Source organism: Pseudomonas paracarnis (assembly GCF_904063055.1).
GTDB classification, from domain to species: Bacteria; Pseudomonadota; Gammaproteobacteria; order Pseudomonadales; family Pseudomonadaceae; genus Aquipseudomonas; species Aquipseudomonas paracarnis.
Window position 1 is genome coordinate 45,284 of sequence record NZ_CAJFCN010000014.1, and the last position, 25,324, is coordinate 70,607.

28 protein-coding genes are annotated in these 25,324 nt (G+C 62.1%); 12 read left to right on the forward strand and 16 right to left on the reverse strand.

The window, feature by feature from the left end; all coding sequences use genetic code 11:
- The first annotated feature begins 20 nt into the window (after positions 1-20).
- From lolA to cysG, 5 genes are read left to right on the forward strand one after another with little or no spacing between them, the layout of a single operon-like run.
- Positions 21-644, forward strand: coding sequence for an outer membrane lipoprotein chaperone LolA (gene lolA / locus JMV15_RS23615; RefSeq protein ID WP_003174700.1), 624 nt, complete (start codon positions 21-23; stop codon positions 642-644).
- Positions 645-667: 23 nt separating this feature from the next.
- On the forward strand, positions 668-1,993 hold the full coding sequence (locus JMV15_RS23620) for a replication-associated recombination protein A (protein WP_014718899.1): 1,326 nt from the start codon (positions 668-670) through the stop codon (positions 1,991-1,993).
- Positions 1,990-2,364, forward strand: a complete 375-nt coding sequence (crcB, locus tag JMV15_RS23625) for a fluoride efflux transporter CrcB (protein WP_014718898.1) — start codon at positions 1,990-1,992, stop codon at positions 2,362-2,364. Before JMV15_RS23620 ends, crcB begins: the two co-directional genes overlap by 4 nt.
- Positions 2,365-2,379: 15 nt before the next feature.
- Positions 2,380-3,660, forward strand: coding sequence for a serine--tRNA ligase (serS, locus tag JMV15_RS23630; RefSeq protein WP_019816715.1), 1,281 nt, complete (start codon positions 2,380-2,382; stop codon positions 3,658-3,660).
- Positions 3,661-5,055 carry a siroheme synthase CysG gene (gene cysG, locus JMV15_RS23635; RefSeq protein WP_014718896.1) on the forward strand — a complete coding sequence of 465 codons (1,395 nt, stop codon included), beginning with the start codon at positions 3,661-3,663 and terminating at the stop codon, positions 5,053-5,055.
- Positions 5,056-5,161: 106 nt separating this feature from the next.
- Here the strand turns inward: cysG and JMV15_RS23640 are convergent, their stop codons facing one another.
- The 6 genes from JMV15_RS23640 to tusD all read right to left on the reverse strand — a co-directional run bounded on the left by JMV15_RS23640 (position 5,162) and on the right by tusD (position 8,598).
- Positions 5,162-6,157, reverse strand: a complete 996-nt coding sequence (locus tag JMV15_RS23640; RefSeq protein WP_038450514.1) for a glutathione S-transferase family protein — start codon at positions 6,155-6,157, stop codon at positions 5,162-5,164.
- Between the two features lie 88 nt (positions 6,158-6,245).
- Positions 6,246-7,247: a glycosyl transferase family protein gene (locus JMV15_RS23645; protein WP_014718894.1), complete on the reverse strand. Its 1,002-nt coding sequence runs from the start codon at positions 7,245-7,247 to the stop codon at positions 6,246-6,248.
- Positions 7,244-7,579 (reverse strand): TusE/DsrC/DsvC family sulfur relay protein, encoded by a 336-nt coding sequence (locus JMV15_RS23650; protein WP_014718893.1) that lies wholly within the window; start codon positions 7,577-7,579, stop codon positions 7,244-7,246. Before JMV15_RS23650 ends, JMV15_RS23645 begins: the two co-directional genes overlap by 4 nt.
- Complete coding sequence (gene tusB / locus JMV15_RS23655) at positions 7,576-7,854, reverse strand: sulfurtransferase complex subunit TusB (RefSeq protein WP_014718892.1); 279 nt, start codon at positions 7,852-7,854, stop codon at positions 7,576-7,578. The genes JMV15_RS23650 and tusB overlap by 4 nt, the downstream gene beginning before the upstream one ends.
- A complete protein-coding gene (gene tusC / locus JMV15_RS23660; protein WP_014718891.1) occupies positions 7,854-8,204 on the reverse strand; it encodes a sulfurtransferase complex subunit TusC in 351 nt (116 codons plus the stop codon). Before tusC ends, tusB begins: the two co-directional genes overlap by 1 nt.
- A gap of 1 nt (position 8,205) precedes the next feature.
- A complete protein-coding gene (gene tusD, locus JMV15_RS23665; RefSeq protein ID WP_003192069.1) occupies positions 8,206-8,598 on the reverse strand; it encodes a sulfurtransferase complex subunit TusD in 393 nt (130 codons plus the stop codon).
- A 157-nt stretch (positions 8,599-8,755) separates the two neighbouring features.
- On the opposite strand from tusD, the gene JMV15_RS23670 reads away from it, so the two are divergent.
- Positions 8,756-9,931 (forward strand): CaiB/BaiF CoA transferase family protein, encoded by a 1,176-nt coding sequence (locus JMV15_RS23670; protein ID WP_014718890.1) that lies wholly within the window; start codon positions 8,756-8,758, stop codon positions 9,929-9,931.
- Positions 9,932-10,024: 93 nt separating this feature from the next.
- On the opposite strand, the gene JMV15_RS23675 is transcribed toward JMV15_RS23670, so the two are convergent.
- On the reverse strand, positions 10,025-10,519 hold the full coding sequence (locus JMV15_RS23675) for a SprT family zinc-dependent metalloprotease (protein ID WP_003192067.1): 495 nt from the start codon (positions 10,517-10,519) through the stop codon (positions 10,025-10,027).
- 128 nt (positions 10,520-10,647) lie between these two features.
- Positions 10,648-11,250, reverse strand: a complete 603-nt coding sequence (locus tag JMV15_RS23680; RefSeq protein WP_014718889.1) for a Yip1 family protein — start codon at positions 11,248-11,250, stop codon at positions 10,648-10,650.
- A gap of 362 nt (positions 11,251-11,612) precedes the next feature.
- On the opposite strand from JMV15_RS23680, the gene ttcA reads away from it, so the two are divergent.
- Together ttcA and JMV15_RS23690 are read left to right on the forward strand one after the other, a co-directional pair.
- Positions 11,613-12,437: a tRNA 2-thiocytidine(32) synthetase TtcA gene (gene ttcA / locus JMV15_RS23685; RefSeq protein WP_014718888.1), complete on the forward strand. Its 825-nt coding sequence runs from the start codon at positions 11,613-11,615 to the stop codon at positions 12,435-12,437.
- Positions 12,438-12,504: 67 nt separating this feature from the next.
- Positions 12,505-13,176 carry a DNA-3-methyladenine glycosylase I gene (locus JMV15_RS23690; protein ID WP_014718887.1) on the forward strand — a complete coding sequence of 224 codons (672 nt, stop codon included), beginning with the start codon at positions 12,505-12,507 and terminating at the stop codon, positions 13,174-13,176.
- Positions 13,177-13,301: 125 nt separating this feature from the next.
- Here the strand turns inward: JMV15_RS23690 and JMV15_RS23695 are convergent, their stop codons facing one another.
- The 3 genes from JMV15_RS23695 to arsC are packed head-to-tail and all read right to left on the reverse strand — an operon-like array spanning position 13,302 to position 14,654.
- On the reverse strand, positions 13,302-13,706 hold the full coding sequence (locus JMV15_RS23695) for a DUF2069 domain-containing protein (RefSeq protein WP_019816716.1): 405 nt from the start codon (positions 13,704-13,706) through the stop codon (positions 13,302-13,304).
- Complete coding sequence (wrbA, locus tag JMV15_RS23700; RefSeq protein WP_014718885.1) at positions 13,690-14,304, reverse strand: NAD(P)H:quinone oxidoreductase; 615 nt, start codon at positions 14,302-14,304, stop codon at positions 13,690-13,692. The genes JMV15_RS23695 and wrbA overlap by 17 nt, the downstream gene beginning before the upstream one ends.
- A complete protein-coding gene (arsC, locus tag JMV15_RS23705) occupies positions 14,301-14,654 on the reverse strand; it encodes an arsenate reductase (glutaredoxin) (protein ID WP_014718884.1) in 354 nt (117 codons plus the stop codon). The genes wrbA and arsC overlap by 4 nt, the downstream gene beginning before the upstream one ends.
- A gap of 115 nt (positions 14,655-14,769) precedes the next feature.
- Between arsC and JMV15_RS23710 the strand changes: the two genes are divergently transcribed.
- Positions 14,770-15,231, forward strand: coding sequence for a TlpA disulfide reductase family protein (locus tag JMV15_RS23710; RefSeq protein ID WP_003192057.1), 462 nt, complete (start codon positions 14,770-14,772; stop codon positions 15,229-15,231).
- A gap of 132 nt (positions 15,232-15,363) precedes the next feature.
- Here the strand turns inward: JMV15_RS23710 and JMV15_RS23715 are convergent, their stop codons facing one another.
- The 4 genes from JMV15_RS23715 to JMV15_RS23730 all read right to left on the reverse strand — a co-directional run bounded on the left by JMV15_RS23715 (position 15,364) and on the right by JMV15_RS23730 (position 20,075).
- Positions 15,364-15,768, reverse strand: coding sequence for an META domain-containing protein (locus JMV15_RS23715; RefSeq protein ID WP_014718883.1), 405 nt, complete (start codon positions 15,766-15,768; stop codon positions 15,364-15,366).
- Complete coding sequence (locus JMV15_RS23720; RefSeq protein WP_003192054.1) at positions 15,765-16,205, reverse strand: hypothetical protein; 441 nt, start codon at positions 16,203-16,205, stop codon at positions 15,765-15,767. The genes JMV15_RS23715 and JMV15_RS23720 overlap by 4 nt, the downstream gene beginning before the upstream one ends.
- A gap of 71 nt (positions 16,206-16,276) precedes the next feature.
- Positions 16,277-17,266 (reverse strand): 2-hydroxyacid dehydrogenase, encoded by a 990-nt coding sequence (locus JMV15_RS23725; protein WP_014718882.1) that lies wholly within the window; start codon positions 17,264-17,266, stop codon positions 16,277-16,279.
- A 55-nt stretch (positions 17,267-17,321) separates the two neighbouring features.
- Positions 17,322-20,075, reverse strand: a complete 2,754-nt coding sequence (locus JMV15_RS23730) for a response regulator (RefSeq protein WP_019816717.1) — start codon at positions 20,073-20,075, stop codon at positions 17,322-17,324.
- A gap of 205 nt (positions 20,076-20,280) precedes the next feature.
- On the opposite strand from JMV15_RS23730, the gene JMV15_RS23735 reads away from it, so the two are divergent.
- The gene (locus JMV15_RS23735; protein ID WP_038450508.1) at positions 20,281-21,009 is read left to right on the forward strand and encodes a response regulator transcription factor; all 729 of its coding nucleotides are present in this window, start codon (positions 20,281-20,283) and stop codon (positions 21,007-21,009) included.
- Positions 20,996-22,354: a sensor histidine kinase gene (locus JMV15_RS23740; protein WP_014718879.1), complete on the forward strand. Its 1,359-nt coding sequence runs from the start codon at positions 20,996-20,998 to the stop codon at positions 22,352-22,354. The genes JMV15_RS23735 and JMV15_RS23740 overlap by 14 nt, the downstream gene beginning before the upstream one ends.
- A gap of 3 nt (positions 22,355-22,357) precedes the next feature.
- Here the strand turns inward: JMV15_RS23740 and JMV15_RS23745 are convergent, their stop codons facing one another.
- On the reverse strand, positions 22,358-22,873 hold the full coding sequence (locus JMV15_RS23745; RefSeq protein WP_003192045.1) for a DUF2062 domain-containing protein: 516 nt from the start codon (positions 22,871-22,873) through the stop codon (positions 22,358-22,360).
- Positions 22,874-23,008: 135 nt separating this feature from the next.
- Between JMV15_RS23745 and JMV15_RS23750 the strand changes: the two genes are divergently transcribed.
- Entirely contained in the window at positions 23,009-25,234 is a 2,226-nt protein-coding gene (locus JMV15_RS23750; RefSeq protein WP_231125716.1) for a DNA internalization-related competence protein ComEC/Rec2, read from the forward strand.
- Positions 25,235-25,324: the final 90 nt, after the last annotated feature.

Here is a 25,324-nt window from a genome sequence, read left to right on the forward strand (position 1 = left end):
ACTACTCAATGAGGACTCCCATGCGCTTTATCCGCATGCTGTTGTTGCCGGCCCTGGCCTTGACCGCTGTTTCGGCTCACGCTGACCCGGCTTCCGTCGCCAGCCTGAAGAACCTGTTGGACAAATCCCAGACCCTCACCGCGCGCTTCTCCCAGCTCACCCTGGATGCCGGCGGCACCCAGTTGCAGGAAACAGCCGGTGAAATGGCCGTGCAGCGCCCAGGGCTGTTCTACTGGCATACCGAAGGCAAGGCTGAGCAGACCATCGTTTCCGACGGCCAGAAAGTCACGCTGTGGGACCCGGACCTGGAACAAGCCACCATCAAGAAGCTCGATCCACGCCTGAACCAGACCCCGGCACTGCTGCTGTCGGGTGATGTGTCGAAAATCAACGACAGCTTCGACATCACCTCCAAGCAGACCAGCAACGTCATCGAATTCACCCTCAAGCCAAAATCCAAGGACACGCTGTTTGACACGCTGTCCTTGTCGTTCGGCAACGGCGTGATCAACAACATGCGCCTGGTCGACAGCGTCGGCCAGCGCACCGATATCCTGTTCTCCGGAGTCAAGGCCAACCAGCCGGTGCCCGCGTCCAAGTTCAAGTTCGACATCCCCAAGGGTGCCGACGTGATCCAGGAATAATCTAGAGGTTTCAAACGCTGCCCATGGATCTGTTTCGAAGTGACCCGATTGCCCAGCCACTGGCCGCGCGCTTGCGTTCGACCAACCTGGATGAGTACGTCGGTCAGGAACACCTGCTCGCTCGCGGCAAACCCTTGCGCGAAGCCTTGGAGCAGGGTGCGCTGCATTCGATGATTTTCTGGGGGCCGCCGGGCGTGGGCAAGACCACCCTGGCGCGGCTGCTGGCGAAAGTCTCGGACGCGCACTTTGAAACGGTCTCGGCGGTGCTCGCCGGGGTGAAGGAGATCCGCCAGGCGGTGGAAGTGGCCAAGCAGCAGGCCGGGCAATACGGCAAGCGCACTATCCTGTTCGTCGACGAAGTGCATCGCTTCAACAAGTCGCAGCAGGATGCGTTCCTGCCTTATGTCGAGGACGGTACGCTGATCTTTATCGGCGCCACCACCGAAAACCCTTCCTTTGAATTGAACAACGCCTTGTTGTCACGGGCGCGGGTCTATGTGCTCAAGAGCCTGGATGAAGCGGCGATGCAAAAGCTGCTGCACCGTGCCTTGAGCGAAGACAAGGGCCTGGGCAAGCGTCAGCTGAGCCTCAGCGATGAAGGCTTCAAGATTTTGCTGACCGCCGCCGATGGTGACGGGCGTCGCTTTCTCAACCTGCTGGAGAATGCTTCCGACCTGGCCGAAGACGGCGGCGAGATTGGCGTTGATCTGTTGCAAAGCCTGCTGGGTGACACGCGCCGACGTTTCGACAAGGGCGGCGAAGCCTTCTACGACCAGATTTCCGCGCTGCACAAATCCGTACGCGGCTCCAACCCTGATGGCGCGCTGTATTGGTTTGCGCGCATGATCGATGGCGGGTGCGACCCGCTGTACCTGGCGCGCCGCGTAGTGCGCATGGCCAGCGAAGACATCGGCAACGCCGACCCGCGGGCCCTGAGCCTGTGCCTGGCCGCCTGGGAGGTGCAGGAGCGCCTCGGCAGCCCGGAAGGCGAGCTGGCGGTGGCCCAGGCCATCACCTACCTGGCCTGCGCGCCGAAAAGCAACGCGGTGTATATGGGCTTCAAGTCGGCCCTGCGTGCGGCCGCCGAGCACGGCTCCCTCGAAGTGCCGCTGCACCTGCGCAACGCACCGACCAAGCTGATGAAGCAACTGGGGTATGGCGACGAATACCGTTATGCCCACGATGAGCCGGACGCCTATGCGGCCGGCGAAGACTACTTCCCCGATGAGCTGGAGCCGCAGCCGTTCTACCAGCCCGTGCCCCGTGGCCTGGAGCTGAAGATCGGTGAGAAGCTCAATCACCTGGCCACCCTCGACCGTCTGAGCCCCCGGCAGCGGAGAAAATCATGATTCCTTTGGTGGTCGCCGTCTCGGTGGGGGGGATTGCCGGGACGCTGTTGCGCTTCGCCACCGGCAATTGGATCAACGCCAATTGGCCGAAACACTTCTATACGGCGACGCTCGCCGTTAATATCGTGGGCTGCCTGTTGATCGGCGTGTTATACGGCCTGTTTTTGTTACGCCCGGAAGTGCCTGTCGAGGTACGTGCCGGCCTGATGGTTGGCTTTCTTGGCGGCCTGACGACTTTTTCATCCTTTTCACTGGATACCGTGCGCCTGCTGGAAAGCGGGCAAGTGCCGCTGGCGATTGGCTATGCGGCCATCAGCGTATTCGGCGGGCTGCTCGCCACCTGGGCTGGCCTGTCCTTGACCAAACTTTGATAACGAGAGACCGACATGCTCGATTCCAAACTGTTACGTAGCAACCTTCAGGACGTAGCGGACCGCCTGGCATCCCGTGGCTTTGCCTTGGATGTTGCGCGCATCGAAGCGCTGGAAGAACAGCGCAAGACCGTCCAGACCCGCACCGAAGCACTGCAGGCTGAACGTAATGCGCGCTCCAAGTCCATCGGCCAGGCCAAGCAGCGCGGCGAAGATATCGCGCCGTTGATGGCGGATGTCGAGCGCATGGGCACTGAGCTGTCCGACGGCAAAATCGAGCTGGAAGGCATTCAGACCCAGTTGGATTCGATCCTGCTGGGCATTCCGAACCTGCCCCACGAATCCGTACCGGTCGGCGAAGATGAAGACGGCAACGTCGAAGTGCGCCGCTGGGGCACGCCGAAAGCCTTCGATTTCGAGATCAAGGACCACGTCGCCCTGGGCGAATTGACCGGTGGCCTGGATTTTGAAACCGCGGCAAAAATGTCCGGCGCACGCTTTGCCTTGCTGCGCGGCCCGATTGCGCGCATGCACCGTGCACTGGCGCAGTTCATGATCAACCTGCACACCGGCGAACACGGTTACGAAGAGGCCTACACCCCGTACCTGGTTCAGGCGCCGGCGTTGATGGGCACCAGCCAACTGCCGAAATTCGAAGAAGACCTGTTCAAGATCAGCCGCGACGGCGAAGCCGACCTGTACCTGATCCCGACGGCCGAAGTGTCGCTGACCAATATCGTCGCCGGCGAAATCCTCGACGCCAAGCAACTGCCGTTGAAGCTGGTTGCCCACAGCCCGTGCTTCCGTAGCGAAGCCGGCGCATCGGGTCGCGATACCCGCGGCATGATCCGCCAGCATCAGTTCGACAAGGTTGAAATGGTCCAGGTAGTAGAACCGTCGACCTCCATGCAAGCCCTGGAAGGCCTGACTGCCAACGCCGAGCGCGTGTTGCAGCTGCTGGAGCTGCCGTACCGCGTACTGGCCCTGTGCACGGGCGACATGGGCTTCAGCGCCGTGAAAACCTACGACCTGGAAGTGTGGGTGCCGAGCCAGGACAAATACCGCGAGATTTCGTCGTGCTCCAACTGCGGTGACTTCCAGGCCCGTCGCATGCAGGCGCGTTTCCGCAACCCGGAAACCGGCAAGCCGGAACTGGTGCATACCCTCAACGGTTCGGGCCTGGCCGTAGGCCGTACCCTGGTGGCCGTGCTGGAAAACTACCAGCAGGCGGACGGTTCGATCCGTGTACCTGAGGTGCTCAAGCCTTACATGGCGGGCGTTGAGGTCATCCGCTAAATGGAATTTCTGCCGCTGTTTCATAACCTGCGCGGCAGTCGTGTGTTGGTCGTCGGTGGTGGGGAGATTGCCTTGCGCAAATCCCGGCTGCTGGCCGATGCCGGCGCGGTGTTGCGGGTGGTTGCTCCCCAGATCGAAAGCCAGCTGCGTGAGCTGGTGCTGGGCAGTGGCGGGGAACTGATGTTGCGCGGTTATCAGGAGGCCGACCTGGACGGTTGCACCCTGATTATCGCGGCCACCGACGATGAGCCACTGAATGCGCAAGTGTCCAGTGATGCCAAGCGTCGCTGCGTGCCGGTCAATGTGGTGGACGCGCCAGCGTTGTGCAGCGTGATCTTCCCGGCGATTGTCGACCGTTCACCCTTGGTGATTGCCGTCTCCAGCGGCGGTGACGCGCCGGTATTGGCACGGCTGATCCGCGCCAAGCTGGAAACCTGGATTCCCTCCACCTACGGGCAATTGGCTGGGCTGGCCGCGCGTTTTCGGGCTCAGGTCAAAGGTTTGTACCCGGATGTGCAGCAGCGCCGGGCGTTCTGGGAAGAAGTGTTCCAGGGCCCGATTGCCGACCGCCAGTTGGCCGGACAGGGCGAGGAGGCCGAGCGCCTGTTGATCGAAAAGGTCAATGGCGCGCCGCCTTACGCGCCCGGTGAGGTGTACCTGGTGGGTGCAGGCCCAGGTGACCCGGATTTGCTGACCTTCCGCGCATTGCGCCTGATGCAGCAAGCCGACGTGGTGCTGTACGACCGTTTGGTTGCGCCGGCGATTTTGGAACTGTGCCGTCGTGATGCCGAGCGCGTGTACGTCGGCAAGCGTCGTGCCGATCACGCGGTGCCTCAGGACCAGATCAACCAGCAACTGGTCGACCTGGCCAAGCAAGGCAAGCGCGTGCTGCGCCTTAAAGGGGGTGACCCGTTCATCTTTGGTCGTGGTGGCGAAGAGATCGAGGAATTGGCGGCCCATGGCATCCCCTTCCAGGTGGTGCCGGGTATCACGGCAGCCAGTGGTTGTGCGGCTTATGCCGGGATTCCGCTGACTCACCGCGATTATGCCCAGTCGGTACGGTTTATTACCGGGCACTTGAAGAACGGTACCTCGGACTTGCCTTGGCAAGACCTGGTCGGCCCCTCACAGACCCTGGTGTTCTACATGGGCTTGATTGGCTTGCCGATCATTTGCGAGCAGTTGATCAAGCACGGGCGCTCCGCAGATACCCCAGCGGCGCTGATCCAGCAGGGCACCACGTCCAACCAGCGCGTGTTCACCGGCACCCTGGCCGACCTGCCGCGCATGGTGGCGGAGCATGAAGTGCATGCGCCGACACTGGTGATCGTGGGTGAGGTGGTGGTACTGCGTGAAAAGCTCAAGTGGTTCGAGGGCGCCCAGTCCCAAGTCTGACCTCAAAAGCATCGGGGGCAAGCCCCCTCCCACATTGGAATGCATTCCAAGTGTGGGAGGGGGCTTGCCCCCGATGAGGCCATCTCATTACAACCGATGATCCGGATCAGCCAAAGACACCTTTACCCGGCAGCCGCACCCGATCATGCTCCGTATCAAACCTCTGCAACGGCCCCTTCGGCACAATCCCCGTCGGGTTGATCGTGCGATGGCTGGCATAGTAATGCCCCTTGATATGCTCGAAATCCACCGTCTCGGCCACCCCCGGCCACTGATACATCTCCCGCAGCCAGTTCGACAAATTCCCATAGTCGGCAATTCGCCGCAGGTTGCATTTGAAGTGGCTGTAATACACCGCATCAAAACGAATCAGCGTGGTGAACAGCCGCACATCGGCTTCGGTCAGGTACTCGCCGGCCAAATAACGATGGCTGCCCAGGTGCTGTTCCAGATGATCCAATTCGGCAAACACATCATCAAACGCGCTTTCATACGCCTGTTGTGAGGTGGCGAAGCCTGCGCGGTACACGCCGTTGTTGACGGCGGGGTAGATGCGTTCGTTGAGGGCGTCGATGGTCGGGCGTAGGGCTTGGGGGTAGAAATCCCGGGTATTGCCGGTCAGCGCATTGAACGCACTGTTGAACATGCGGATGATCTCCGCCGATTCATTGCTGACGATGCGCTTGAGCTTTTTGTCCCACAGCACCGGCACGGTCACGCGCCCGGTATAGTCGGCGGTATCGGCGGTGTAGCGTTGGTGCATGAAGTTGAAACCGTCGAGGTTGTCGCCGCTGGAGCCGTGGGCCTTGTCGAAGGTCCAGCCGTTTTCCAGCATCAGCCAACTGACCACCGAGACGTCGATCAGGCTTTCCAGGCCCTTGAGCTTGCGCAGAATCAAGGTGCGGTGCGCCCACGGGCAGGCGAGGGATACATAGAGGTGATAGCGACCGGCCTCGGCCTTGAAGCCGCCTTCACCATTCGGGCCTGGCGCGCCATCGGCGGTCACCCAGTTGCGGCGTTGTGCCTGCTCCCGTTGGAAAGCGCCATCGGCGCTACTTTCGTACCACTGGTCTTTCCACTGTCCGTCGATCAATAAACCCATGACTGGCTCCTTGGCTGATAAGCGTTGGAGCCCAGTCTAAAGGGATGAGTTCGAACTAAAAGCGCAAAGAACCGGCGTGAATGATCGATTAAATCGATTTATCCCGTGCGTCCCAGTACTGCTGGGCCAACTCGAACGCCTGTTGCCGTGGGTGGCCAAGGCCGCGCAGGGCCAACGCCATGGTGGCGATCAACGCCAGTTGCGGGTAGCTGTCTTCAACATCGCCGCGCCACAGCGCTTTGAGGTGCTCGGGCTCAAGCGTTGCTGGCTTGACGTGGCGCTGGTCTGAGAGGGCGGGCCACTCTTCGTCCCAGCTCTGGCCGCCGGTGGTGCCGTACAGGTGACTGAGGGTGTCGGGGTTGATCTCGATCTCGCCGCCGTCGCCCTTGACCACAATCACGTTGTCACCCAGCAAGCCACTGGCATCGCGATGCACGCCCTGGTAACCGGGGTGGAAAATGCTTTGCAGGCCACAACGCGCATTCAGCGGGTTGAGCAGGCGCGCCAGAGAGTGGATAGGCGAGCGCAGGCCCAGGGTGTTGCGCAGGTCGATCATGCGTTGCAGCTGTGGGGCCCAATCACCCAGCGGGATAAATGCCAGGTTGCCGTGGGCGAAGGTGCTCTGGACCTGTTGCCAGTCGCGGCACAGCGGGATCTGCAAGCCGTCCAGCAATTGCTCGGTGTACAAGCGCCCCGCAGTGTGGGCGCCGCCGCCGTGCATCAGGATGCGCACGCCGTTCTGCGCCAGGCATTTGGCTGCCAGCAGGAACCACGGCAGGTGGCGCTTTTTACCGGCGTAGGTCGGCCAGTCGATATCGACGTTCAGCGCTGGCGCGTGCAGGCGCTCACGTACGGCTTCGGTGAAACCGGCGAGTTCTTCCGGGCTTTCTTCCTTGTGGCGCAGCAGCATCAGGAAGGCGCCGAGCTGGGTGTCCTCGACCTTTTCGTCGAGCAGCATGCCCATGGCTTCCCGCGCTTCCTCGCGGGTGAGGTTGCGCGCGCCACGCTTGCCTTTGCCGAGGATGCGCACGAACTGCGCAAAGGGATGCTCTTGGGGCGTTACGAGAGTCAGGGGGGCAAAGTCGGTCATAAGCAATTCGTCGGCCTGGGCAGGCCCGCCAGCTTGGCGGCGAGTTTGGCGGGAGTGCCGTTGAACAGTTTGTTGAGGTGCAGGCTGTTGCCCTTTTCCGGGCCCAGCTTCAAGGCGGTGTACTTGATCAGCGGGCGCGTGGCGGGGGATAGCTGGAATTCGGTGTAGAACTGGCGCAGCAGGGTGAGGATTTCCCAGTGTGCCGGCGTCAGCTCCAAGGCTTCGGCAGCGGCCAGGGCATTCGCCACTTCATCGGACCAGTCGTTGAGGTCGACGAGGTAGCCGTCCTTATCCAGTTCCAGGGTGCGTGCGCCGACGGTCAGGGTGTTCATAGCCAGGTGTTGACCTTGTCGTAGTCGATCGACAGTTGCACGAAGCCTGGGTAATCGACGCTGTCGGCCCAGTCGGGCAGCGGCAGGTTGCGCGCCTGCATGTCTTCGGCCAGCACAAACACCTTTACGCCTTTGGTTTGCAGGGCGGGCGTGTGCAGGCCGTAGGCTCCGTCACCACATAGGAGGATAGCGTCCTCGGTGCCACAGATGCGCAGGCAGCTGTCGAGGCGGCTGTCGGTAAACGGGGAATGAGACACCACATGTAGAGTCGACATCAGAGGGTAATCACCTGGTCGTAACGGTCAATCAGCTGGGAAATGGCTTGGCTGTCGAGCGCCTGCGCGTGGGCAGGCGGCGGCAACCCGCGTGCGGTCAGGCTATGGCTGCACGCGAACACGTCATCAATGCCGAACAGGCCCAGGGCCTGCAGGTTGGCACTCAGGTCTTTCTGTTGCACGGCCTTGGCCGCTTGGTTCGGCGCCAGTTGGAACACACCGTCATCCAGGAACAGCAGGCCAATGGGCAGATCGAACGCGCCGCCGGCCAGCACGATATCCAGTGCTTCCCGCGCACTCGGCCCGGACCATGGTGCCTGGCGGCTGATCACCAATAAGGATCTGGACATGTCACGGCCCTCCAAAACAGATCAGGCGGTCGGCGTCCTGGATCGCGTCATGCAATTGCCCCAGGCCCGACAACGCCCAGGGTGCTTCCAGGTTGACCGCGCTGCGTTGGTAACGCGCAGCTTCCTCGGCATTAAGCACACCCCGGCGCAGGGCTGCGGCGATGCACACCACGCCGTCGAGTTGGTGCTGGCTGACAAACTCGCGCCATTGGCGCGCAATGTCTTGCTCATCCTGGGGCGCGACGATGTTATTGGACGCGCTGTACACGCCGTCCTGGTAGAAAAACAGCCGCACGATCTCATGCCCGCCGGCCAGCGCCGCCTGGGCGAACAACAGGGCGCGGCGCGAGGAGGGCGCGTGGGCGGCGCTATACAGTGCAATCGCGAACTTCATGGAAGACTCTGCCAACAAACGTCGGCCAATGATAAAGCCGCCGCCGCGAAAAAGCCCGCCGTGATCAAAACGGTCACTGTGGTTGATCGTTCTGACGATTGCCGGCAGCTGCCCGGCTGCCTAGTCTGTGAGTATTCGCAACCCAACTGGAGTCCCCATGTCAGGTCCCTTGGCGTCCCTTAAAGTGTTGGATTTTTCCACCTTGCTGCCCGGCCCGTTTGCCTCCCTGATGCTGGCGGACATGGGCGCCGAGGTGCTGCGTATCGAATCGCCCACACGGATGGACCTGTTGCGTGTATTGCCGCCCCATGATCGTGGTACCTCGGCCAGCCACGCCTACCTCAATCGCAACAAGCGCAGCCTGGCCCTGGACCTCAAGCAGGCCGAGGCGCTGGAGATTGTGCGTGAGTTGGTCAAGGGCCATGACATCCTGCTCGAGCAGTTCCGCCCCGGTGTCATGGAGCGCCTGGGCCTGGGCTATGATGCGCTGAAGGCGATCAACCCGCGGCTGATCTATGTGTCGATCACCGGTTACGGCCAGACCGGCCCCTATAAGGACCGCGCCGGGCACGATATCAACTACCTGGCGTTGGCCGGCGTGGCCAGCCATACCGGGCGCCAGGACACCGGCCCGTTGCCCCTGGGCGTACAGCTGGCGGATGTGGCGGGCGGTTCACTGCATGCCGTGGTGGGCTTGCTGGCGGCGGTGATTGCCAGGCAGCAAAGCGGGGTGGGGCAATACCTGGATGTGAGCATGACCGATTGCTCGTTCAGTCTGAATGCCATGGCGGGGGCCGGCTACCTGGCTTGTGGGGTCGAGCCTGGGTGGGAGAACCATGTGCTCAATGGCGGGAGTTTCTATGACTACTACCGTACACGCGATGGGCGCTGGATGTCGGTGGGCAGTTTGGAACCGGGGTTTATGCAGCAGCTGTGCGCGGCCTTGGGGCGCCCGGAACTGGCGGCACACAGCGTGACGCCCGAACGCCAGGCCGTGCTCAAACAGGCGTTGCAGGTGGAGTTCGAGAAGCGCAGTTTTGACCAGTTGTGTGAGTTGTTTGCCGGGGTGGATGCCTGTGTTGAGCCAGTGTTGAGTTTGAGCGAAGCGGCGGAGCATCCCCAGTTGAAGGCGCGGGAGCTAGTCAGCCAGGTGCCCCGGGGTGACGGCTCGACACAAGCGCAATTGGCCTGCCCGCTGAAATTCTCCGAGGGGTTGCCGGCGCCTAGGCATATTGGGGTGGCGGTGGGGGCGCACAGTGATGAGGTGCTGGCGGAGTTGGGGTTCGGTATTGAGCGGATAGAGCAATTGCGGCAGGCCAAGGTTGTAGGTTGACTGAGCGGGCGCTTTCGCAGGCAAGCCAGCTCCCACATCTGGATCTGTGAACGCAATCAAAATGTGGGAGCTGGCTTGCCTGCGAAGAGGCCCTCATTCCACCCGAGTTTCTCCAGTGAACACCAGAGTCTGCCGACACCGCCGACACAAATACCGCCGCCCCTGGTTCACCAGCCCATGGCGCTGCGGTGAAAACGGAAAATCACTGTCCGCACACGGGCAGCGGTAAATATAGCGAGTCACTTGCCGACGCTTGACCTCGTAGGTGTGGCAACGGTCGGGCGGCAGCTCGTAAACCCCGCGCATGATCAACTGCCATTCCTCGCCATGGGGCTGGATACGCTCGCCAAACAATTGGTGGGCAATCAGGTGCGCCACTTCATGGGCCACGGTTTGCTTGAGAAAGTGTTGGCTGTTTTCACGGTACAACTGAGGGTTGAAGCGCAGCAGGTTCTCGTGCAAATGCGCGACACCGGCCTTCTGGCCCCGCAGCTTGAGGCTGACCTGGGGGCGTTTGAAGCTTCGTTTGAAAAAGGATTCGGCTTGCAGGAAACAATCTTCGACGCGGGTATTGAGTTGCTCGGGCATGCTGTACATATCTCCAGAGACGCCCAGTATGCCGCAAAGCTGGGTGTTTCCGAATCTGTCAGGCGCCGAATGGTCATGCAGAACGCACAAAGCCACCTTGCGGTGGCCGTGCCTGCGGGTTTTTTCGTTCAACTGGTGTAGATCGGCCCGACGCCCAGGCCCCAGACGATCACGGTAAAGGCCATGATCGCCACCAGCACCACCAGGCCGACGGCCAATACCGAGCTGGAAAACAGGAAGCCTTCATCCGGGTCGATACTCATGAAGGTCGGCAGCCCCACATACAGCAGGTACACCGTGTAGCAGATCGCCGCCGTGCCCACGACCATGCCCAGCCACATATGCGGGTAGAGCGCCGCCAGCCCGCCGATAAACAAGGGTGTGGCGGTATAAGTGGCAAACGCCACGCAGCGGGCCATGCTTGGGCTGGCGTCGTAGGTGCGGGCCATCCAATGAATGAATGCACCCATCACCGCCACGCCGCACAGCATGGCCGCGTAGGACATGAGGGTCATCCACAGCGCGCTTTCCTGGGTCAGCATCACCGGGGCGCGGTTGCCGATGACCCAGCCGACCTGAGTGGTGCCAATAAAGGCGGAAATGGCGGGGATCGCCGCGAGAATCAGGGTATGAGTGAGGTACATGTGGCTGATGCTTTCTTCTTTATCGCCACGGATTTCCCGCCATTCCTGGTCGGGATGGGTAAACAGCCCCACGACGTGATGGATCATGCCAGTCACTCCTGTCGTTATTACCATCGCCCCCCATCGGAGCGCCCACGGGCCAAATGGCCTGAAAGGTCTGGATAGATGTGCGACCTCAAGTCGCAGTATAGAAAGGGATGACCGGAATAACTGTAGGGCCTTTAGAGCAAATTGCGCTGTAAACACTCACGCTAATCGCGGTGCGGTCTGTCAGGATTCATGGGATCCAGTGTGGGAGCTGGCTTGCCTGCGATGGCGGCCTGTCCGGACCAGAGATGTTGACTGGCACACCGCTATCGCAGGCAAGCCAGCTCCCACATTGGAACTCGGCGAGTCTTACCGGTAAAATGCTGCGCTTTTCGTCACACACCTTTGCGGATCCAAGCGCCATGGGCACTCTTACAGTCAACCAGAACAAACTGCAAAAACGCCTGCGTCGCCTGGCCGGTGAAGCGGTCGCCGATTTCAATATGATCGAGGACGGCGACAAGGTCATGGTCTGCCTCTCCGGCGGCAAAGACAGCTACACCATGCTCGACGTGTTGCTGCACCTGCAAAAGGTCGCGCCGATCAAGTTCGAGATCGTGGCGGTCAACATGGACCAGAAACAACCCGGTTTCCCTGAGCATGTGCTGCCGGCCTATTTGAAAGAACTGGGCGTGGAGTACCACATTGTCGAGAAAGACACCTACTCGGTGGTCAAGGAATTGATCCCGGAAGGCAAGACCACCTGCTCGCTGTGCTCGCGCCTGCGCCGTGGCACGCTCTATACCTTTGCCGATGAGATCGGCGCGACCAAGATGGCCTTGGGTCATCACCGCGATGACATCGTCGAAACCTTCTTCCTCAATATGTTCTTCAACGGCTCGCTCAAGGCCATGCCGCCCAAGCTGCGTGCCGATGATGGGCGCAACGTGGTGATCCGCCCGCTGGCGTATTGCAACGAGAAGGACATCCAGGCTTATTCCGACTTCAAGCAATTCCCGATCATCCCGTGCAACCTGTGCGGCTCCCAGGAAAACCTGCAGCGCCAGGTGGTCAAGGAGATGCTGGTGGACTGGGAGCGCAAGACCCCGGGGCGTACCGAAAGTATCTTCCGCAGCCTGCAAAACGTAATCCCGTCGCAATTGGCCGACCGCAACCTGTTTGACTTCACCAGCTTGAAAATCGATGAGACCGCCGCATCGCGTTTCGTCAATGTAGTGAACCTCTGAGTCTTCCCGAGGCTCTAGTACACGGCGCTTGCGGGCGCCGTTTTCAATTCGACTGACAGGAGAGGGCATGCGCGATTACAAGTGGCTGCACGAATATTGTCTGAACCGCTTCGGTTCGGCGGCCAAGTTGGAAGCCCATCTGCCGGTGCCCAAGACCCCGGCGCAATTGCGCAAGATCACCGATGACCGTTACCTGTCGACCTTGGCGTTGCGGGTGTTCCGCGCCGGTTTGAAGCACAGCGTGGTCGATGCCAAATGGCCGGCGTTCGAGCAGGTGTTCTTCGGCTTCGACCCGGAAAAAGTCGTGTTGATGGGCGCCGAGCACCTGGAACGGTTGATGCAGGACGCCCGCATCATCCGCCACCTGGGCAAGCTCAAGAGTGTGCCGCGCAATGCGCAGATGATCCTGGATATCGAGCAGGAAAAAGGTAGCTTCGGTGCGTTTATCGCCGATTGGCCGGTGACTGACATCGTTGGGCTCTGGAAGTACCTGAGCAAGCATGGCCATCAACTGGGCGGGCTGTCGGCGCCGCGCTTTCTGCGCATGGTCGGCAAGGACACCTTTGTGCCGAGCGATGACGTGGTGGCGGCGCTGAATGCGCAGAAGATTGTCGACAAGGCCCCGACCAGCCTGCGCGACCTGGCGACGGTGCAGGGCGCCTTCAACCAGTGGCATGCCGAGAGTGGGCGGCCGATGTGTCAGTTGTCGATGATGTTGGCTTACACGGTGAATCATTGATCACCTGATCGTTCCCACGCTCCGCGTGGGAATGCATCCTGTGACGCTCCGCGTCACCCTTGCACTAGGCCCGGGACGCAGAGCGTCCTGGGCAGCATTCCCACGCGGAGCGTGGGAACGATCAGTCAATCGGCCAGTCGACGGTTCAACTGATGCCGCCAACGCACATACAGCAACGCCGTGCAAAACACCGCCAGGCTCGCCAGCATTTCCAGCACACCGAACCACTGGCGGTTCGGGTCATACGCCGCCAGCGCGCCCTTGATGAAATACAGGTTCACCACAAAGCACATCCACGAATGCCCGCGTGCGCTGCCCATCAGCATGCCTGGCGCAAGTATCAGCAGCGGCACCAACTCGATCAGCAGGATGACCCACGGGCGCGCCCCATGCAGGTCGGCGACCAACAGGTAGTACGCGCACAACAAGCCCACCAGGCCTAAAAACGCCAGCAGGCTCAGCGTGCGTGCCACCTTGACCCGCGGCGCCAGCCATTCCCGCGTTGGCAGGACCTTAGGCTTCCTGGCCACGGCCGTTCTCCAACAGCGTGGCGGTCTTGGCCAGGCGCAGGCCCAAGGCCCGGCACAGGGTGATTTCATGTTGATCGAGCATACGCTTGCCGTCTGGCCCGGAATGGTGGCTGGCGCCATACGGCGTGCCGCCGCCCTGGGTGTCGAGCAGTGCCTGCTCGCTGTAGGGCAGGCCGGTGATCAGCATGCCGTGGTGCAGCAGCGGCAGCAGCATCGACATCAGCGTGGTTTCCTGGCCGCCATGCAGGCTGGCGGTGGAGGTGAACACGCCGGCCGGCTTGCCGACCAAAGCGCCGGTGAGCCACAGGTTGCTGGTGCCATCGAGGAAGTACTTGAGCGGCGCGGCCATGTTGCCAAACCGGGTCGGGCTGCCCAGGGCCAGGCCCGAGCAGTGCTTCAGGTCGTCCAGGCTGGCATACAGCGCGCCTTCGTCGGGAATGCTCGGCGCCACCGCTTCGCACTCGGTGGAAATCGCCGGCACGGTGCGCAACCGCGCTTCCATGCCGCCTTGCTCGATACCGCGGGCAATCTGCCGGGCCATCTCGCTCACCGAGCCGTTGCGGCTGTAATACAACACCAGCACATAGGGCGTAGTCACGGCAGGATCTCCAGCACGTTCTCGGGTGGGCGGCCAATGATGGCTTTGTCGGCGGTTGCCAGGATCGGGCGTTCCATCAGCTTGGGATGGGCTGCGATGGCGGCGATCAGTTGGGTGTCGCTGAGGCTGGCGTCTGCCAGGTTCAGGGTTTTGTATTCGTCTTCGCCGGTGCGCAGCAGTTGGCGTGCGCTGATCCCCAGTTTTTTCAGCAGGGCCTCGATTTGCGCGGCATCCAGCGGGGTGTCCAGGTAGCGCACGACGGTCGGGGTGAGGCCGCGGGCTTCCAGCAGTTCCAGCGCACCGCGGGATTTCGAGCAGCGCGGGTTGTGATAAAGCGTCAGATCGGTCATGTGCGGGTCGCATCTTGCGTAAGGTGGCGGGTATTCTACCTGCGCTGGCGCCTGTCCTTAAACCGTAAGAGGCGATAGGCCGCAGCCAACGTTCATTTTTGCGAAGGAATACCCCATGACAAGGCGACTGATCGGTGCATTGGCGATCATCACAACCCTGCTGCTCAGCGGCTGCGGTAACGATTACGGCGTTGACCAATATGGCCAGAAAGTGGCGGCCGAACGCCTGGACAAACAGTGGCTGGTGGTCAACTACTGGGCCGAATGGTGTGGGCCGTGCCGCACGGAAATCCCCGAGCTCAATGCCCTGGCAGAACAGTTGAAAGGCCAGAATGTCGGGGTGTTCGGCGTCAACTTCGACAATGTGCAGGGTGAAGAACTGAAGGCCGCCAGCGACAAGCTGGGGATCAAGTTCACGGTACTGGCCCAGAACCCGGACGGGATCTTCGAGATTCCGCGCAGCGAGGCATTGCCGGTGACCTACATCATCGACGACAAGGGCAAGGTGCGTGAGCAGTTGATGGGTGAGCAGACAGCGGAAGGGGTGTTGGCCAAGCTCAAGGCGCTGAAAGGATAAAACTGTGGGGGCTGGCTTGCCTGCGATGGCATCGCTGCGGTGTACCTGATACACCGCGTCGTCCGCATCGCAGGCAAGCCAGCTCCCACAGAACCAGAGGACACCGCGTTAATACAGGAGAGTGCGCCTAGATCAGCCTTCTTCGAGCCACAAGCGGATCGGCTTGCCTTCGGCCGGCCAGAACCGCGTCTGCTCGATCGGCGAGATGTCCCAGCGCTGCACGCCTTGCAGGGCCTGGAAGAAGCGATGCTCTTGCTCCATCAGGGCCTCGGCGCACATTTTCCGGGTGCTGCCGACTGGGCCGAAGCTGAGCTTGTCGCCTTCGACCGTGTACGGCGCAAACCAGTGGTTACAGCCGCCATTGCCATAGGCGCGGCCATCGGCGCCCAGGGTGACGGTGAGGTGCGCGTAGTCCATCAACGGCCGCTCACCGATCCATTCCACTACGTAGCTGTGGTCGCGCTCGAGCTTGGCGCCATCGGCAGCGCAGCCTGCCAGGCCCATGCCGATGGCGGCGAGCAGCAGCGGGCCTTTCATTGCGCGGCCTGCTGGCATTTCGGGCAGCGGTGCTTATCGCCTTCGCTGGCCCAGCCCAGTTCTTTGATACGCGCGTTGGCGGCCGGTTGCAGCGGTGCCTTGGTCAGCTTGGTTTCTACCGCGAATTCAAACTCCAGCACGGCGTCGCAGCTGTCGCAATTGACCTTCCAGGTGTGAATCTCCAGTTCGCCGAACTTCGGCCCTTGGGCCATGGCGACCCACTGGCCCGCTGGGCGGATGGAGTAGCGTGCGTCACCTTCGACGGTCAGTCGCATCGACAGGGTTTTACTGCCGCGCAGGCTGACGATCAGGACGTCGCCATGTTTGATCGAACCACCGTTGCCGGTGACTTGGTAACGGCCCGGCACCAGGGCACGGCATTCGATCAGGGTATGTTGCGGGCTCAGCAAGCTGAAGCGGAAATCGTGTTCGGCCATGGATCCTCCAAATAGGCGCGGCATCCTATCACGGGTGCCGGCCTATCATGAGCCTGGTATGTGACCGCTGATCATCCCTTGACCAGGTTCTGCGCCCGGCCATCGGCCCACGCGGCAATGTTGGCCAATGTGGTGCCGGCAATCGCCGCCAGGGCCTCACGGGTGAGGAAGGCCTGGTGCGCGGTGATGATGACGTTGGGGAAGGTCAGCAGGCGGGCAAGCACGTCATCCTGCAGGGGCAGGTCCGAGCGGTCCTCGAAAAACAATTGGGCTTCTTCTTCGTAGACGTCCAGCCCCAGGTAGCCCAACCGGCCAAGCTTGAGCGCTTCGATCAGTGCTGGCGTGTCGACCAGGCCACCGCGCCCGGTGTTGATCAGCATCGCACCGGTTTGCATCTGCGCGAGTGAGCGGGCATTGATCAGGTGTTTGCTGTCGGCGGTCAGCGGGCAGTGCAGGCTGATGATTTGCGCCTCGGCCAACAGTTCAGGCAGGCTCACGTAGCGGGCCCCGAGGTCCTGTACCTGTGGGTTGGGGAAGGGATCGTAGGCCAGCAACTGGCAGCCGAAGCCGGCCATGATCTTGGCGAAGGTCGCGCCGATCTGACCGGTGCCGACCACGCCGACCGTTTTGCCGACCAGATCAAAACCGGTCAGCCCGTGCAGGCTGAAATCACCGTCGCGGGTACGGTTGTAGGCACGGTGCAGGCGACGGTTGAGGGCCAGTATCAGGGCGACGGCATGCTCGGCCACTGCGTGGGGCGAATAGGCGGGCACGCGCACGATGGTCAAGCCCAGGCGCTGGGCGGCGGGTAGGTCGACGTGGTTGTAGCCCGCCGAGCGCAGGGCAATCAGGCGTGTGCCGCCCTTGGCCAAGTGCTCCAGCACCGGGGCGCTGAGGTCGTCGTTGATAAAGGCACAGACCACCTCGTGGTGTTCGGCCAGGGCCACGGTATCGAGGTTGAGCCGGGCGGGTTGGAATTGCAGTTCCAGGCCAGCCGGCAGCGGTTCGCCGAGGAAACTCTCGCGGTCGTAGGTTTGGCTGCTGAAGAGAATGACGCGCATTGAGAAGGCTCCCTGCAATTTACACATTGTTGATTCGTTGCCCATGAAAACAGGGTCAGGCGCTGACTCTGGCTTCACTGGCCAGCCGCGCAATCGCCATGTCCAGTTCGTCCAGTGCGGCCATGGCCTTGGCGTCATCCTGCTTGAGCAGGGTTTCGGCGCGTTGGCAGGCTGCTCGTAATTGCGGCACGCCACAGTAGCGGGTGGCGCCGTGCAAACGGTGCACGCGCTCGATCAAGGCGTGGTTGTCATTGGCTTCGCGGGCGTGGGTAATTGCCAGGCGATCAGCCTCCAGGGAGGCCAGCAGCATGGCGAGCATATCGGCGGCCAGGTCGGCCTTGTTGGCGGCCAGGCGCAGGCCTTCTTCGTGGTCGAGTACCAAGAGCTGCACGCCCTGGGCCGCACCTTCATGGGTGCGCTCCGGGCCTTGGTTACGCAGCGCCAGGCCGGTCCATTTCAATACCACCTGGGCCAATTGCCGCTCGCTGATGGGTTTGGTCAGGTAGTCGTCCATACCGCTTTGCAGCAGGGCGCGTTTTTCGTTGGCCATGGCGTGGGCCGTGAGGGCCACCACCGGCAGCGGCGTGCCGTGGCGCTCGCTTTCCCACTGGCGGATCGCCTCGGTGCTCTGGCGGCCATCCATGCCGGGCATTTGCACGTCCATCAGCACCAAATCGAACGTTTCCTGCTTCACGGCGTCGACCGCCGCGTAACCGCTTTCCACCGCCTGCACCTTGGCGCCCATGTCTTCCAACAGGGTTTGCACCAGCAACAGGTTGGCCGGGTTGTCGTCCACGCACAGCACCCGTGGCGCACGGCTGGACAACGGCTCACCGGGTTCGCTGCGCGAAGGGCGCGGGCTGATCAGGTCGGCCAGGGAGCGGCGCAACTTGCGCGTACAGGCGGGCTTGGCCTGCAATTGGCTGTTGGGGTTGGGCACCGATTGGTTGAACAGCATCTGCTCGGTGGTCGGGCACAGCACCAGCACCTTGCAGCCCAGGTGTTCAAGGTCCCACAGGTGTTGGTTGAGGCGCTCGGGCGGAATGTCGTTGGCCGTGACGCCGAGCACCGCCAGGCTGATGGCCTGTTCGGTCTGGTGCGCACTGGTGATGCCGTTGGTCAGGCTTTCCAGGGTATTGAACGGCGTGACTTCCAGGCCGCAGTCTTCCAACTGATGTTGCAGGGCCTGGCGCGCCAGTTCGTGGTTTTCCAGCACGGCCACACGACGCCCCAATAGCGGCGCGGCGGGCAGGTCTTCGACGTCGTCACGGGTCTTGGGCAGGTTCAGGCTGATCCAGAATTCCGAACCTTCACCCGGCGTGCTGTCGACGCCGATTTCGCCGCCCATCTGCTCGATCAACCGCTTGGAAATCACCAGGCCCAAACCGGTGCCGCCGGGCTGGCGCGACAGCGAGTTGTCGGCCTGGCTGAATGCCTGGAACAGGGCGCGCACATCCTGGTTCGACAGGCCAATGCCGGTGTCTTGCACACTGATGCGCAATTGCACGCTGTCTTCCTGCTCGTCCTCGATCATGGCCCGGGCCACAATGGTGCCTTCGCGGGTGAACTTGATCGCATTACTGATCAGGTTGGTCAGGATCTGCTTGAGCCGCAGCGGGTCGCCCACCAACGCCAGGGGCGTGTCGCGGTAAACCAGGCTCACCAGTTCGAGCTGCTTGGCATGGGCGGCGGGAGCGAGGATGGTCAAGGTGTCTTGCAGCAAGTCGCGCAGGTTGAAAGGCACGCTGTCGAGCACCAGCTTGCCGGCTTCAATCTTCGAGAAATCGAGGATCTCGTTAATGATGCCCAGCAAGTTATCCGCAGACTTTTCGATAGTGCCCAGGTAGTCCAACTGGCGCGGCGACAGCTCGCTTTTTTGCAACAGGTGAGTAAAGCCGAGGATGCCGTTGAGCGGCGTGCGGATTTCATGGCTCATGTTGGCCAGGAACTCCGACTTGATACGGCTGGCCTCCAGGGCTTCCTTGCGCGCCAGGTCCAGCTCGATGTTCTGGATCTCGATGGTTTCCAGGTTCTGGCGCACGTCTTCGGTGGCCTGGTCGATGCTGTGTTGCAGCTCTTCCTGGGCATTTTGCAGGGTTTCGGCCATGCGGTTGATGCCCGACGCGAGTTGGTCCAGTTCCTGGCTGCCCAAGGGTGGCAGGCGTGTCTCCAGGTTGCCGTCCTTGAGCTGGGTCACGGCTTGCTTGATCTGGCCAATCGGCGAATTGATGGTGCGGCTGATACGCAGGGCGAGGGCGGCGGTGCACATCAGGCCGATGGCGATCAGCAGCAGGCTGGCGAACAGGCTGCGATAGCCGCGCAGCAACATGCCATTGTGGGACAGCTCCACTTCGACCCAACCCAGTAGACGGTCGGCCTCATCGGGAATCAACTCGCCCGCCAGGTTGCGATGGCGGCCAAACACCGGCAGTAGATAGCGAGTGGCGTCATTGCCGGTGCGCTGCAACAGGTGCGAACTGTTGCCGGTGGGCGGCTGGTTGAGCATGGTCGGACCGGCATGGGCCAGGGACGAACGGTCGGGCGCCAGGAACGACACGGCGCGCACATCCGGCTGCTCCAGGGACTGGGTCGCGATGCGCTCCAGCAGGTCGGTGTTCTTATGGCCCAGCGCGGGTGCCACCAAGGGTGCCAATTGCTCGGCGATCATTTCGCCGCGTTGCAGCAGTTGGGTCTGCAACTCCGAGAGTTGCATCCAGGTGAAATAGCCGCCCAACAACAGCGCCATCAGGCTGGTCGGTAATAAGGTCAGCAACAGTACGCGGCCTTTTATCCCCATTCTTCTAAGCACGCCACTCTCCTGCTACCACGTTGTTATCAATGATCCACGCCGGCATCCGGCCCGCGCCACCTGCGCAGTGTAGCCATTTGCACGGTCTGGAATCTTGCAAATTAATGACATGCGGCAATCTTCGGGCCATTCGGCGCCGGGTGGCGATTGCCTGTGAACGTTTAATCTTGAATAATCAGTGATTGAGAATGACTTGCAGACGCTAATGACTCCCGTAGCAGTTGGCCTACCCAGTATCCTGACCATCGAAGACGACCCGGTGTTGGGCGCCTACGTGCACGAGCAGCTTGGCCGCAGCGGCTTCCAGGTGACCTGGTGCCAGAACGGCCAGCAGGGCCTGCAACTGGCCCGCGCCCAGGCCTTCGACCTGGTGCTGATGGACATTCTGCTGCCGGGGCTGGACGGTTTGTCGATCCTCACCCATTTGCGCCAGAGCCACGCCATGCCCGTGATCCTGATGTCGGCCCTGGGCGCTGAAGCCGACCGTATCAGCGGTTTTCGCCTGGGCGCGGACGACTATTTGCCCAAGCCGTTCAGCATGGTTGAACTGTGCGTGCGAATTGAAGCGATCCTACGCCGCGTTGCCCTGGATCGCCGGCCCGAGCCGCCGCGCGCCTCGGTCCCTGAACATGCCCGGGTGCTGCACTTTGATGATGAACGCTGCGATGTGTCCTGCCAGGACCAGTGGGCCGGGCTCACGCGCAGCGAATACCGCCTTCTGGAAACCCTGCACCGCAATGCCGAAGAAGTCCTCAGCAAAGCCTTCCTGTATCAGCAGGTGTTGCAGCGCGGGTATGCGCCCCATGACCGCAGCCTCGACATGCATGTCAGCCAGATCCGCCGCAAGCTCAAGGCCATCGGTTACATCGAGCGTGAAGTACGCACCGTATGGGGCAAGGGCTACGTGCTGAGCGGTCACGATGAAGGGCTTTGAGCGATTGCCCGGCAGGCACTCGTTGTTCTGGAAGCTGGCCTGTCTGTTGATCGCCTTCTGTTTGCTGATGATCTGGCTCAGTTGGTCCTGGGGCCGCTACATGGAGCAGCAGAGCGCGTACCTGTCGGACAAGTCGCGGGAGATTCTCACTGGCTATGCCGCGGGTGCCGAGCTGGCGTGGAGCACTCAAGGCAGCGCCGGCGTGGACGCCTGGCTGCGGCGGATGGCCGAGCGCGAAAGCACTTGGGTGGGGGTGATCGGTAACGACCTACAGTCCCTGGGCAGCACGCCCTTGAGTGACAAGGAAAGCCAGCGCCTGACGTTTTTGCGCGGATTGGATTGGCCGGTCAGCCGGCATGTCATTGGCCTGCCTTGGATGAAGGTGCCGTTTCCGGTCGACCCTGGCGCGGGGTCGCTGGTGATCGAGCTGCCGCAGCGCTTTATGCCAGGGCGCTATCAACTGTTCTGGCGGGTGGTCACCAATGGTGTGATTCCCGGCCTGTTTACCCTGTTGCTGTGCATCGGCCTCTACCGGCTGTTGATCATGCCCCTCAATCAATTGCGCGAGCAGGCCAATGCCTGGCGTGCGGACCAACTCAATACGCGGATGTCTCGCGATGCCACCAGCCGCCAGGATGAACTGGGCGAGTTGGGCCGCGCCTTTGACCATATGTCCGAACGCTTGCAGGGCACCGTGCGTTTGCAGCAGCAGTTGCTGCGCGATATGTCCCATGAATTGCGTACCCCCTTGAGCCGCCTGCGGGTGGCCTGCGACAGCGAGCAAGACCCGGCCAAGCTGCGCGAGCGCCTGGGCCGGGAAATCGACGCCATGCAGCGCCTGGTGGAAGACAGCCTGCAACTGGCGTGGCTCGACAGCGAAACAACGCCGCTGCCACAGGAAGACATTCAGCTCCAGGCGTTATGGGACATCTTGCGCGAGAACGCGTGTTTTGAAAGCGGTTGGCCCGCATCGCGCTTGCCGTGCCTGTTACCCGCGGACAGTTGGGTGCGTGGCAACCTCAATGCACTGGCCCAGGCCTTGGAAAATATCCTGCGCAACGCCGTACGCCACTCGCCCCAGGGCGGCTGGGTGCAACTCGACGGCTGTCGGGAGGGGGACTATTGGCATATCTGGCTGCAGGATCAGGGCGCTGGGATTGCTGAGGATGATCTGGAGCGCATCTTCGCGCCCTTTACCCGCCTGGACGGCTCGCGACCCGGCGATGGTGGTTTCGGCCTGGGCCTGAGCATTGCCCGCAACGCCGTGCAGCGCCAGGGCGGTCGCTTATGGGCGGAAAATACCGGGCAGGGCCTGCGGGTGCATTTGCACTTGCTGGCCCGTTAGCGCTCAGCGCCTACGCAGTTTGCGTTTTTTCCACTGGTGCGCCACCCACCAGCGCCAGTACGCCATGGTCAGGCAATAGGCCAGGGCGCCCAATACTACCCCCAATACCACCGAACCCAGCAGGAACGGCTGCCAGAGTGTGCTCAACTGGCCGCTGATCCATTCCCACGTCAGGTTGTCGGGCAAGCTGCGTGGCGGCACGTTCATCAGCCAGGCGCCGGTCATATAGGTGCAGATGAACACCACCGGCATGGTGATGGGGTTGGTCAACCACACCAGGCTGATGGCGATGGGCATATTGCCGCGCACCGAGATCGCGAGCACTGCGGCGAGCAACATCTGCAACGGAATCGGGATAAACGCCGCAAATAAACCCACCGCCATGGCGCGCGCCACGGAGTGCCGGTTCAGGTGCCAGAGGTTGGGGTCATGCAGCAGCGTGCCAAGAAACTGTAATGACTTGTGTTCCCTGATACTGCTGGGGTCTGGCATGTACCGTTTGAATAAGCGCCGGGGCATATGGGGTCCAGGTCAATTCGAGGGGCAAGTATGCCCGGATTCTATAAACAGAAAATTCAGACTTTGTGACAAAACATCATAGGCGCTGTCGTTCAGCCGACTAAGACTGAGTGGATCACGGGAAAAGGATGATCCATGAAGACAGGGATGTTGGCGTTGGCGCTGGGGTTGCTGATGTTGCGTTGGTTGCCGGCCCTGCCGCCCGGCGGCGCGTTATTGGGCATGCTGGTGTTGGCCTTGATGCTGTTGCCTTTTCGGTCCTATCCCTTGGCCTTTTTTCTGGTGGGCTTGAGCTGGGCTTGCTTCAGCGCGCAGCGGGCGTTGGATGATCGACTGCAGCCGGCCCTGGATGGGCAGACTCGTTGGGTGGAGGGGCGCGTGGTCGGCTTGCCCCAGCAGACGGTTACGGGCGTGCGCTTTGAACTGGCCGACGGCCGGTTGCGCAAGGGGCGGCTGCCCAAACGTATCCGCGTGTCCTGGCACGGCGGGCCAGTGGTGAACAGCGGCGAACGCTGGCGCCTGGCGCTGAAACTCAAGCGGCCTGCGGGCCTGCTCAATTTTCATGGAGTTGACCACGAAGCCTGGCTGCTGGCCCAGCGTATCGGTGCCACTGCAACGGTAAAAGATGGTGAACGCCTCGCACCGGCCCGCAATGCCTGGCGCGATGCTGTTCGCCAGCGCCTGATGGCGGTGGATGCCCAAGGCCGCGAGGCGGGCTTGGCGGCGTTGGTATTGGGCGACGGTTCCGGCTTGGCGCCTGAGGATTGGCAGGTGTTGCAGGACACGGGCACGGTGCATCTGCTGGTGATTTCCGGGCAGCATATCGGCTTGTTGGCGGGCTTGATCTACGGCTTTGTCGCGGTATTGGCGCGCTATGGTTGCTGGCCACAAACCTGGCCGTGGCTGCCGTGGGCGTGCGGCCTGGCTTTTGGCGCAGCGTTGGGTTATGGCCTGCTGGCGGGGTTTGGCGTGCCGGTGCAGCGGGCTTGTATGATGGTCGGCCTGGTGTTGCTGTGGCGTCTGCGTTTCCGCCATTTGGGGCTGTGGTGGCCGTTGCTGCTGGCGCTGAACGGCGTGCTGGTGCTGGAGCCCTTGGCCAGCCTGCAGGTAGGGTTCTGGTTATCGTTTGCGGCGGTCGCGGTATTGTTGCTGGCGTTCGGCGGGCGCTTGGGGCCGTGGAGCGTCTGGCAGGCGTGGACCCGGCCTCAGTGGTTGATTGCCATTGGCTTGTTTCCGGTGTTGCTGGTGTTGGGTTTGCCCATCAGCCTCAGCGCACCGGTGGCCAATCTGTTTGCCGTGCCGTGGATCAGCCTGGTGGTGCTGCCCTTGGCGCTGCTGGGCACGGCGTTGTTGTGGGTACCGCTGGCGGGGGAAGCTGTGCTGTGGCTGGCCGGCGGCGCGCTGGACGGATTGTTCAAGGGCCTGGCGCTGCTGGCCGGGCAATTGCCGGCCTGGGTGCCGCCCGAGGTGCCGCTGGGGTATTGGCTGGTCAGCCTGATGGGCGCGGTGGTGTTACTGCTGCCCAAAGGGGTGCCGTTCCGGGTGTTGGGCTGGCCCATGCTGTTGATGGCCGTTTTTCCGCCCCGGGAGTGGGTGCCCCACGGACAGGTAGAGGTGCTGCAACTGGATGTCGGCCAGGGGCAGGCACTGATCCTGCGCACCCGTCATCACACCTTGCTCTACGATGCCGGGCCGCGCTCGGGGCCTGTCGACCTCGGCGCGCGCGTCGTGTTGCCGTCGTTGAAAAAACTCGGGGTAGGGCAGTTGGACATGATGCTGCTCAGCCATGCCGACGCCGATCACGCCGGTGGTGCGGCAGCAGTGGCTCGGGGGTTGCCCGTCAAACGCGTGGTGGGCGGCGAAACCGAGGGCTTGCCAGCCTTTCTCGCCACCCAGCCCTGTACCAGCGGCGAGCGATGGGAATGGGACGGGGTGTGGTTTGAACTGTGGCAGTGGGCGGGTGGGCTTGAGGGCAATCCGAGGTCGTGCGTGCTGCACGTCCAGGCCAATGGCGAACGCCTGCTGCTCACCGGCGACATTGACCGCGCTGCAGAACAGGCGTTTCTAGCTTCCCCGCTGGCGGTTCCGACCGACTGGCTACAGGCCCCGCACCATGGCAGCCGCAGTTCTTCGTCCTGGCCTTTCGTACAACGGTTGGCGCCCACCTCGGTGCTGATTTCCCGCGGGCGCAGCAATACGTTCGGCCATCCTCATCCGCAGGTCCTGGAGCGCTACCAAGCACTGGGCAGCCGGGTGTATGACAGCGCCGAACAGGGCGCCGTGCGCCTGCGCCTGGGGGCGTTTGTGCCGGCGACGGTTGCGCGCAGCCAACGTCGTTTCTGGCGCGAACCGTTACCGTAATCAGGCGTTACCAAAGTTTCGAACCGCGACAGAAGGGCCTGTAGCCGGTGAACCCCTCTGTTGACCCTATATGGTAAAGTGGCGCACTTT

Excerpts from the sequence above, each read along its gene's own strand:
- JMV15_RS23690 (WP_014718887.1), top strand. The coding sequence starts at position 12,505 with ATGCGCGATTACAAGTGGCTGCACGAATATTGTCTGAACCGCTTCGGT.
- JMV15_RS23720 (WP_003192054.1), bottom strand. The coding sequence starts at position 16,205 with ATGGCCGAACACGATTTCCGCTTCAGCTTGCTGAGCCCGCAACATACC.
- tusC (WP_014718891.1), bottom strand. The coding sequence starts at position 8,204 with ATGTCCAGATCCTTATTGGTGATCAGCCGCCAGGCACCATGGTCCGGG.
- cysG (WP_014718896.1), top strand. The coding sequence starts at position 3,661 with ATGGAATTTCTGCCGCTGTTTCATAACCTGCGCGGCAGTCGTGTGTTG.
- crcB (WP_014718898.1), top strand. The coding sequence starts at position 1,990 with ATGATTCCTTTGGTGGTCGCCGTCTCGGTGGGGGGGATTGCCGGGACG.
- JMV15_RS23745 (WP_003192045.1), bottom strand. The coding sequence starts at position 22,873 with ATGCCCCGGCGCTTATTCAAACGGTACATGCCAGACCCCAGCAGTATC.
- JMV15_RS23725 (WP_014718882.1), bottom strand. The coding sequence starts at position 17,266 with ATGCGCGTCATTCTCTTCAGCAGCCAAACCTACGACCGCGAGAGTTTC.
- JMV15_RS23740 (WP_014718879.1), top strand. The coding sequence starts at position 20,996 with ATGAAGGGCTTTGAGCGATTGCCCGGCAGGCACTCGTTGTTCTGGAAG.
- serS (WP_019816715.1), top strand. The coding sequence starts at position 2,380 with ATGCTCGATTCCAAACTGTTACGTAGCAACCTTCAGGACGTAGCGGAC.
- ttcA (WP_014718888.1), top strand. The coding sequence starts at position 11,613 with ATGGGCACTCTTACAGTCAACCAGAACAAACTGCAAAAACGCCTGCGT.
- JMV15_RS23620 (WP_014718899.1), top strand. The coding sequence starts at position 668 with ATGGATCTGTTTCGAAGTGACCCGATTGCCCAGCCACTGGCCGCGCGC.
- JMV15_RS23710 (WP_003192057.1), top strand. The coding sequence starts at position 14,770 with ATGACAAGGCGACTGATCGGTGCATTGGCGATCATCACAACCCTGCTG.
- lolA (WP_003174700.1), top strand. The coding sequence starts at position 21 with ATGCGCTTTATCCGCATGCTGTTGTTGCCGGCCCTGGCCTTGACCGCT.
- JMV15_RS23640 (WP_038450514.1), bottom strand. The coding sequence starts at position 6,157 with ATGGGTTTATTGATCGACGGACAGTGGAAAGACCAGTGGTACGAAAGT.
- JMV15_RS23675 (WP_003192067.1), bottom strand. The coding sequence starts at position 10,519 with ATGCCCGAGCAACTCAATACCCGCGTCGAAGATTGTTTCCTGCAAGCC.
- JMV15_RS23650 (WP_014718893.1), bottom strand. The coding sequence starts at position 7,579 with ATGAACACCCTGACCGTCGGCGCACGCACCCTGGAACTGGATAAGGAC.
- JMV15_RS23715 (WP_014718883.1), bottom strand. The coding sequence starts at position 15,768 with ATGAAAGGCCCGCTGCTGCTCGCCGCCATCGGCATGGGCCTGGCAGGC.
- arsC (WP_014718884.1), bottom strand. The coding sequence starts at position 14,654 with ATGACCGATCTGACGCTTTATCACAACCCGCGCTGCTCGAAATCCCGC.
- JMV15_RS23645 (WP_014718894.1), bottom strand. The coding sequence starts at position 7,247 with ATGACCGACTTTGCCCCCCTGACTCTCGTAACGCCCCAAGAGCATCCC.
- JMV15_RS23750 (WP_231125716.1), top strand. The coding sequence starts at position 23,009 with ATGAAGACAGGGATGTTGGCGTTGGCGCTGGGGTTGCTGATGTTGCGT.
- JMV15_RS23680 (WP_014718889.1), bottom strand. The coding sequence starts at position 11,250 with ATGATCCATCACGTCGTGGGGCTGTTTACCCATCCCGACCAGGAATGG.
- JMV15_RS23735 (WP_038450508.1), top strand. The coding sequence starts at position 20,281 with ATGACTCCCGTAGCAGTTGGCCTACCCAGTATCCTGACCATCGAAGAC.
- tusD (WP_003192069.1), bottom strand. The coding sequence starts at position 8,598 with ATGAAGTTCGCGATTGCACTGTATAGCGCCGCCCACGCGCCCTCCTCG.
- tusB (WP_014718892.1), bottom strand. The coding sequence starts at position 7,854 with ATGTCGACTCTACATGTGGTGTCTCATTCCCCGTTTACCGACAGCCGC.
- JMV15_RS23670 (WP_014718890.1), top strand. The coding sequence starts at position 8,756 with ATGTCAGGTCCCTTGGCGTCCCTTAAAGTGTTGGATTTTTCCACCTTG.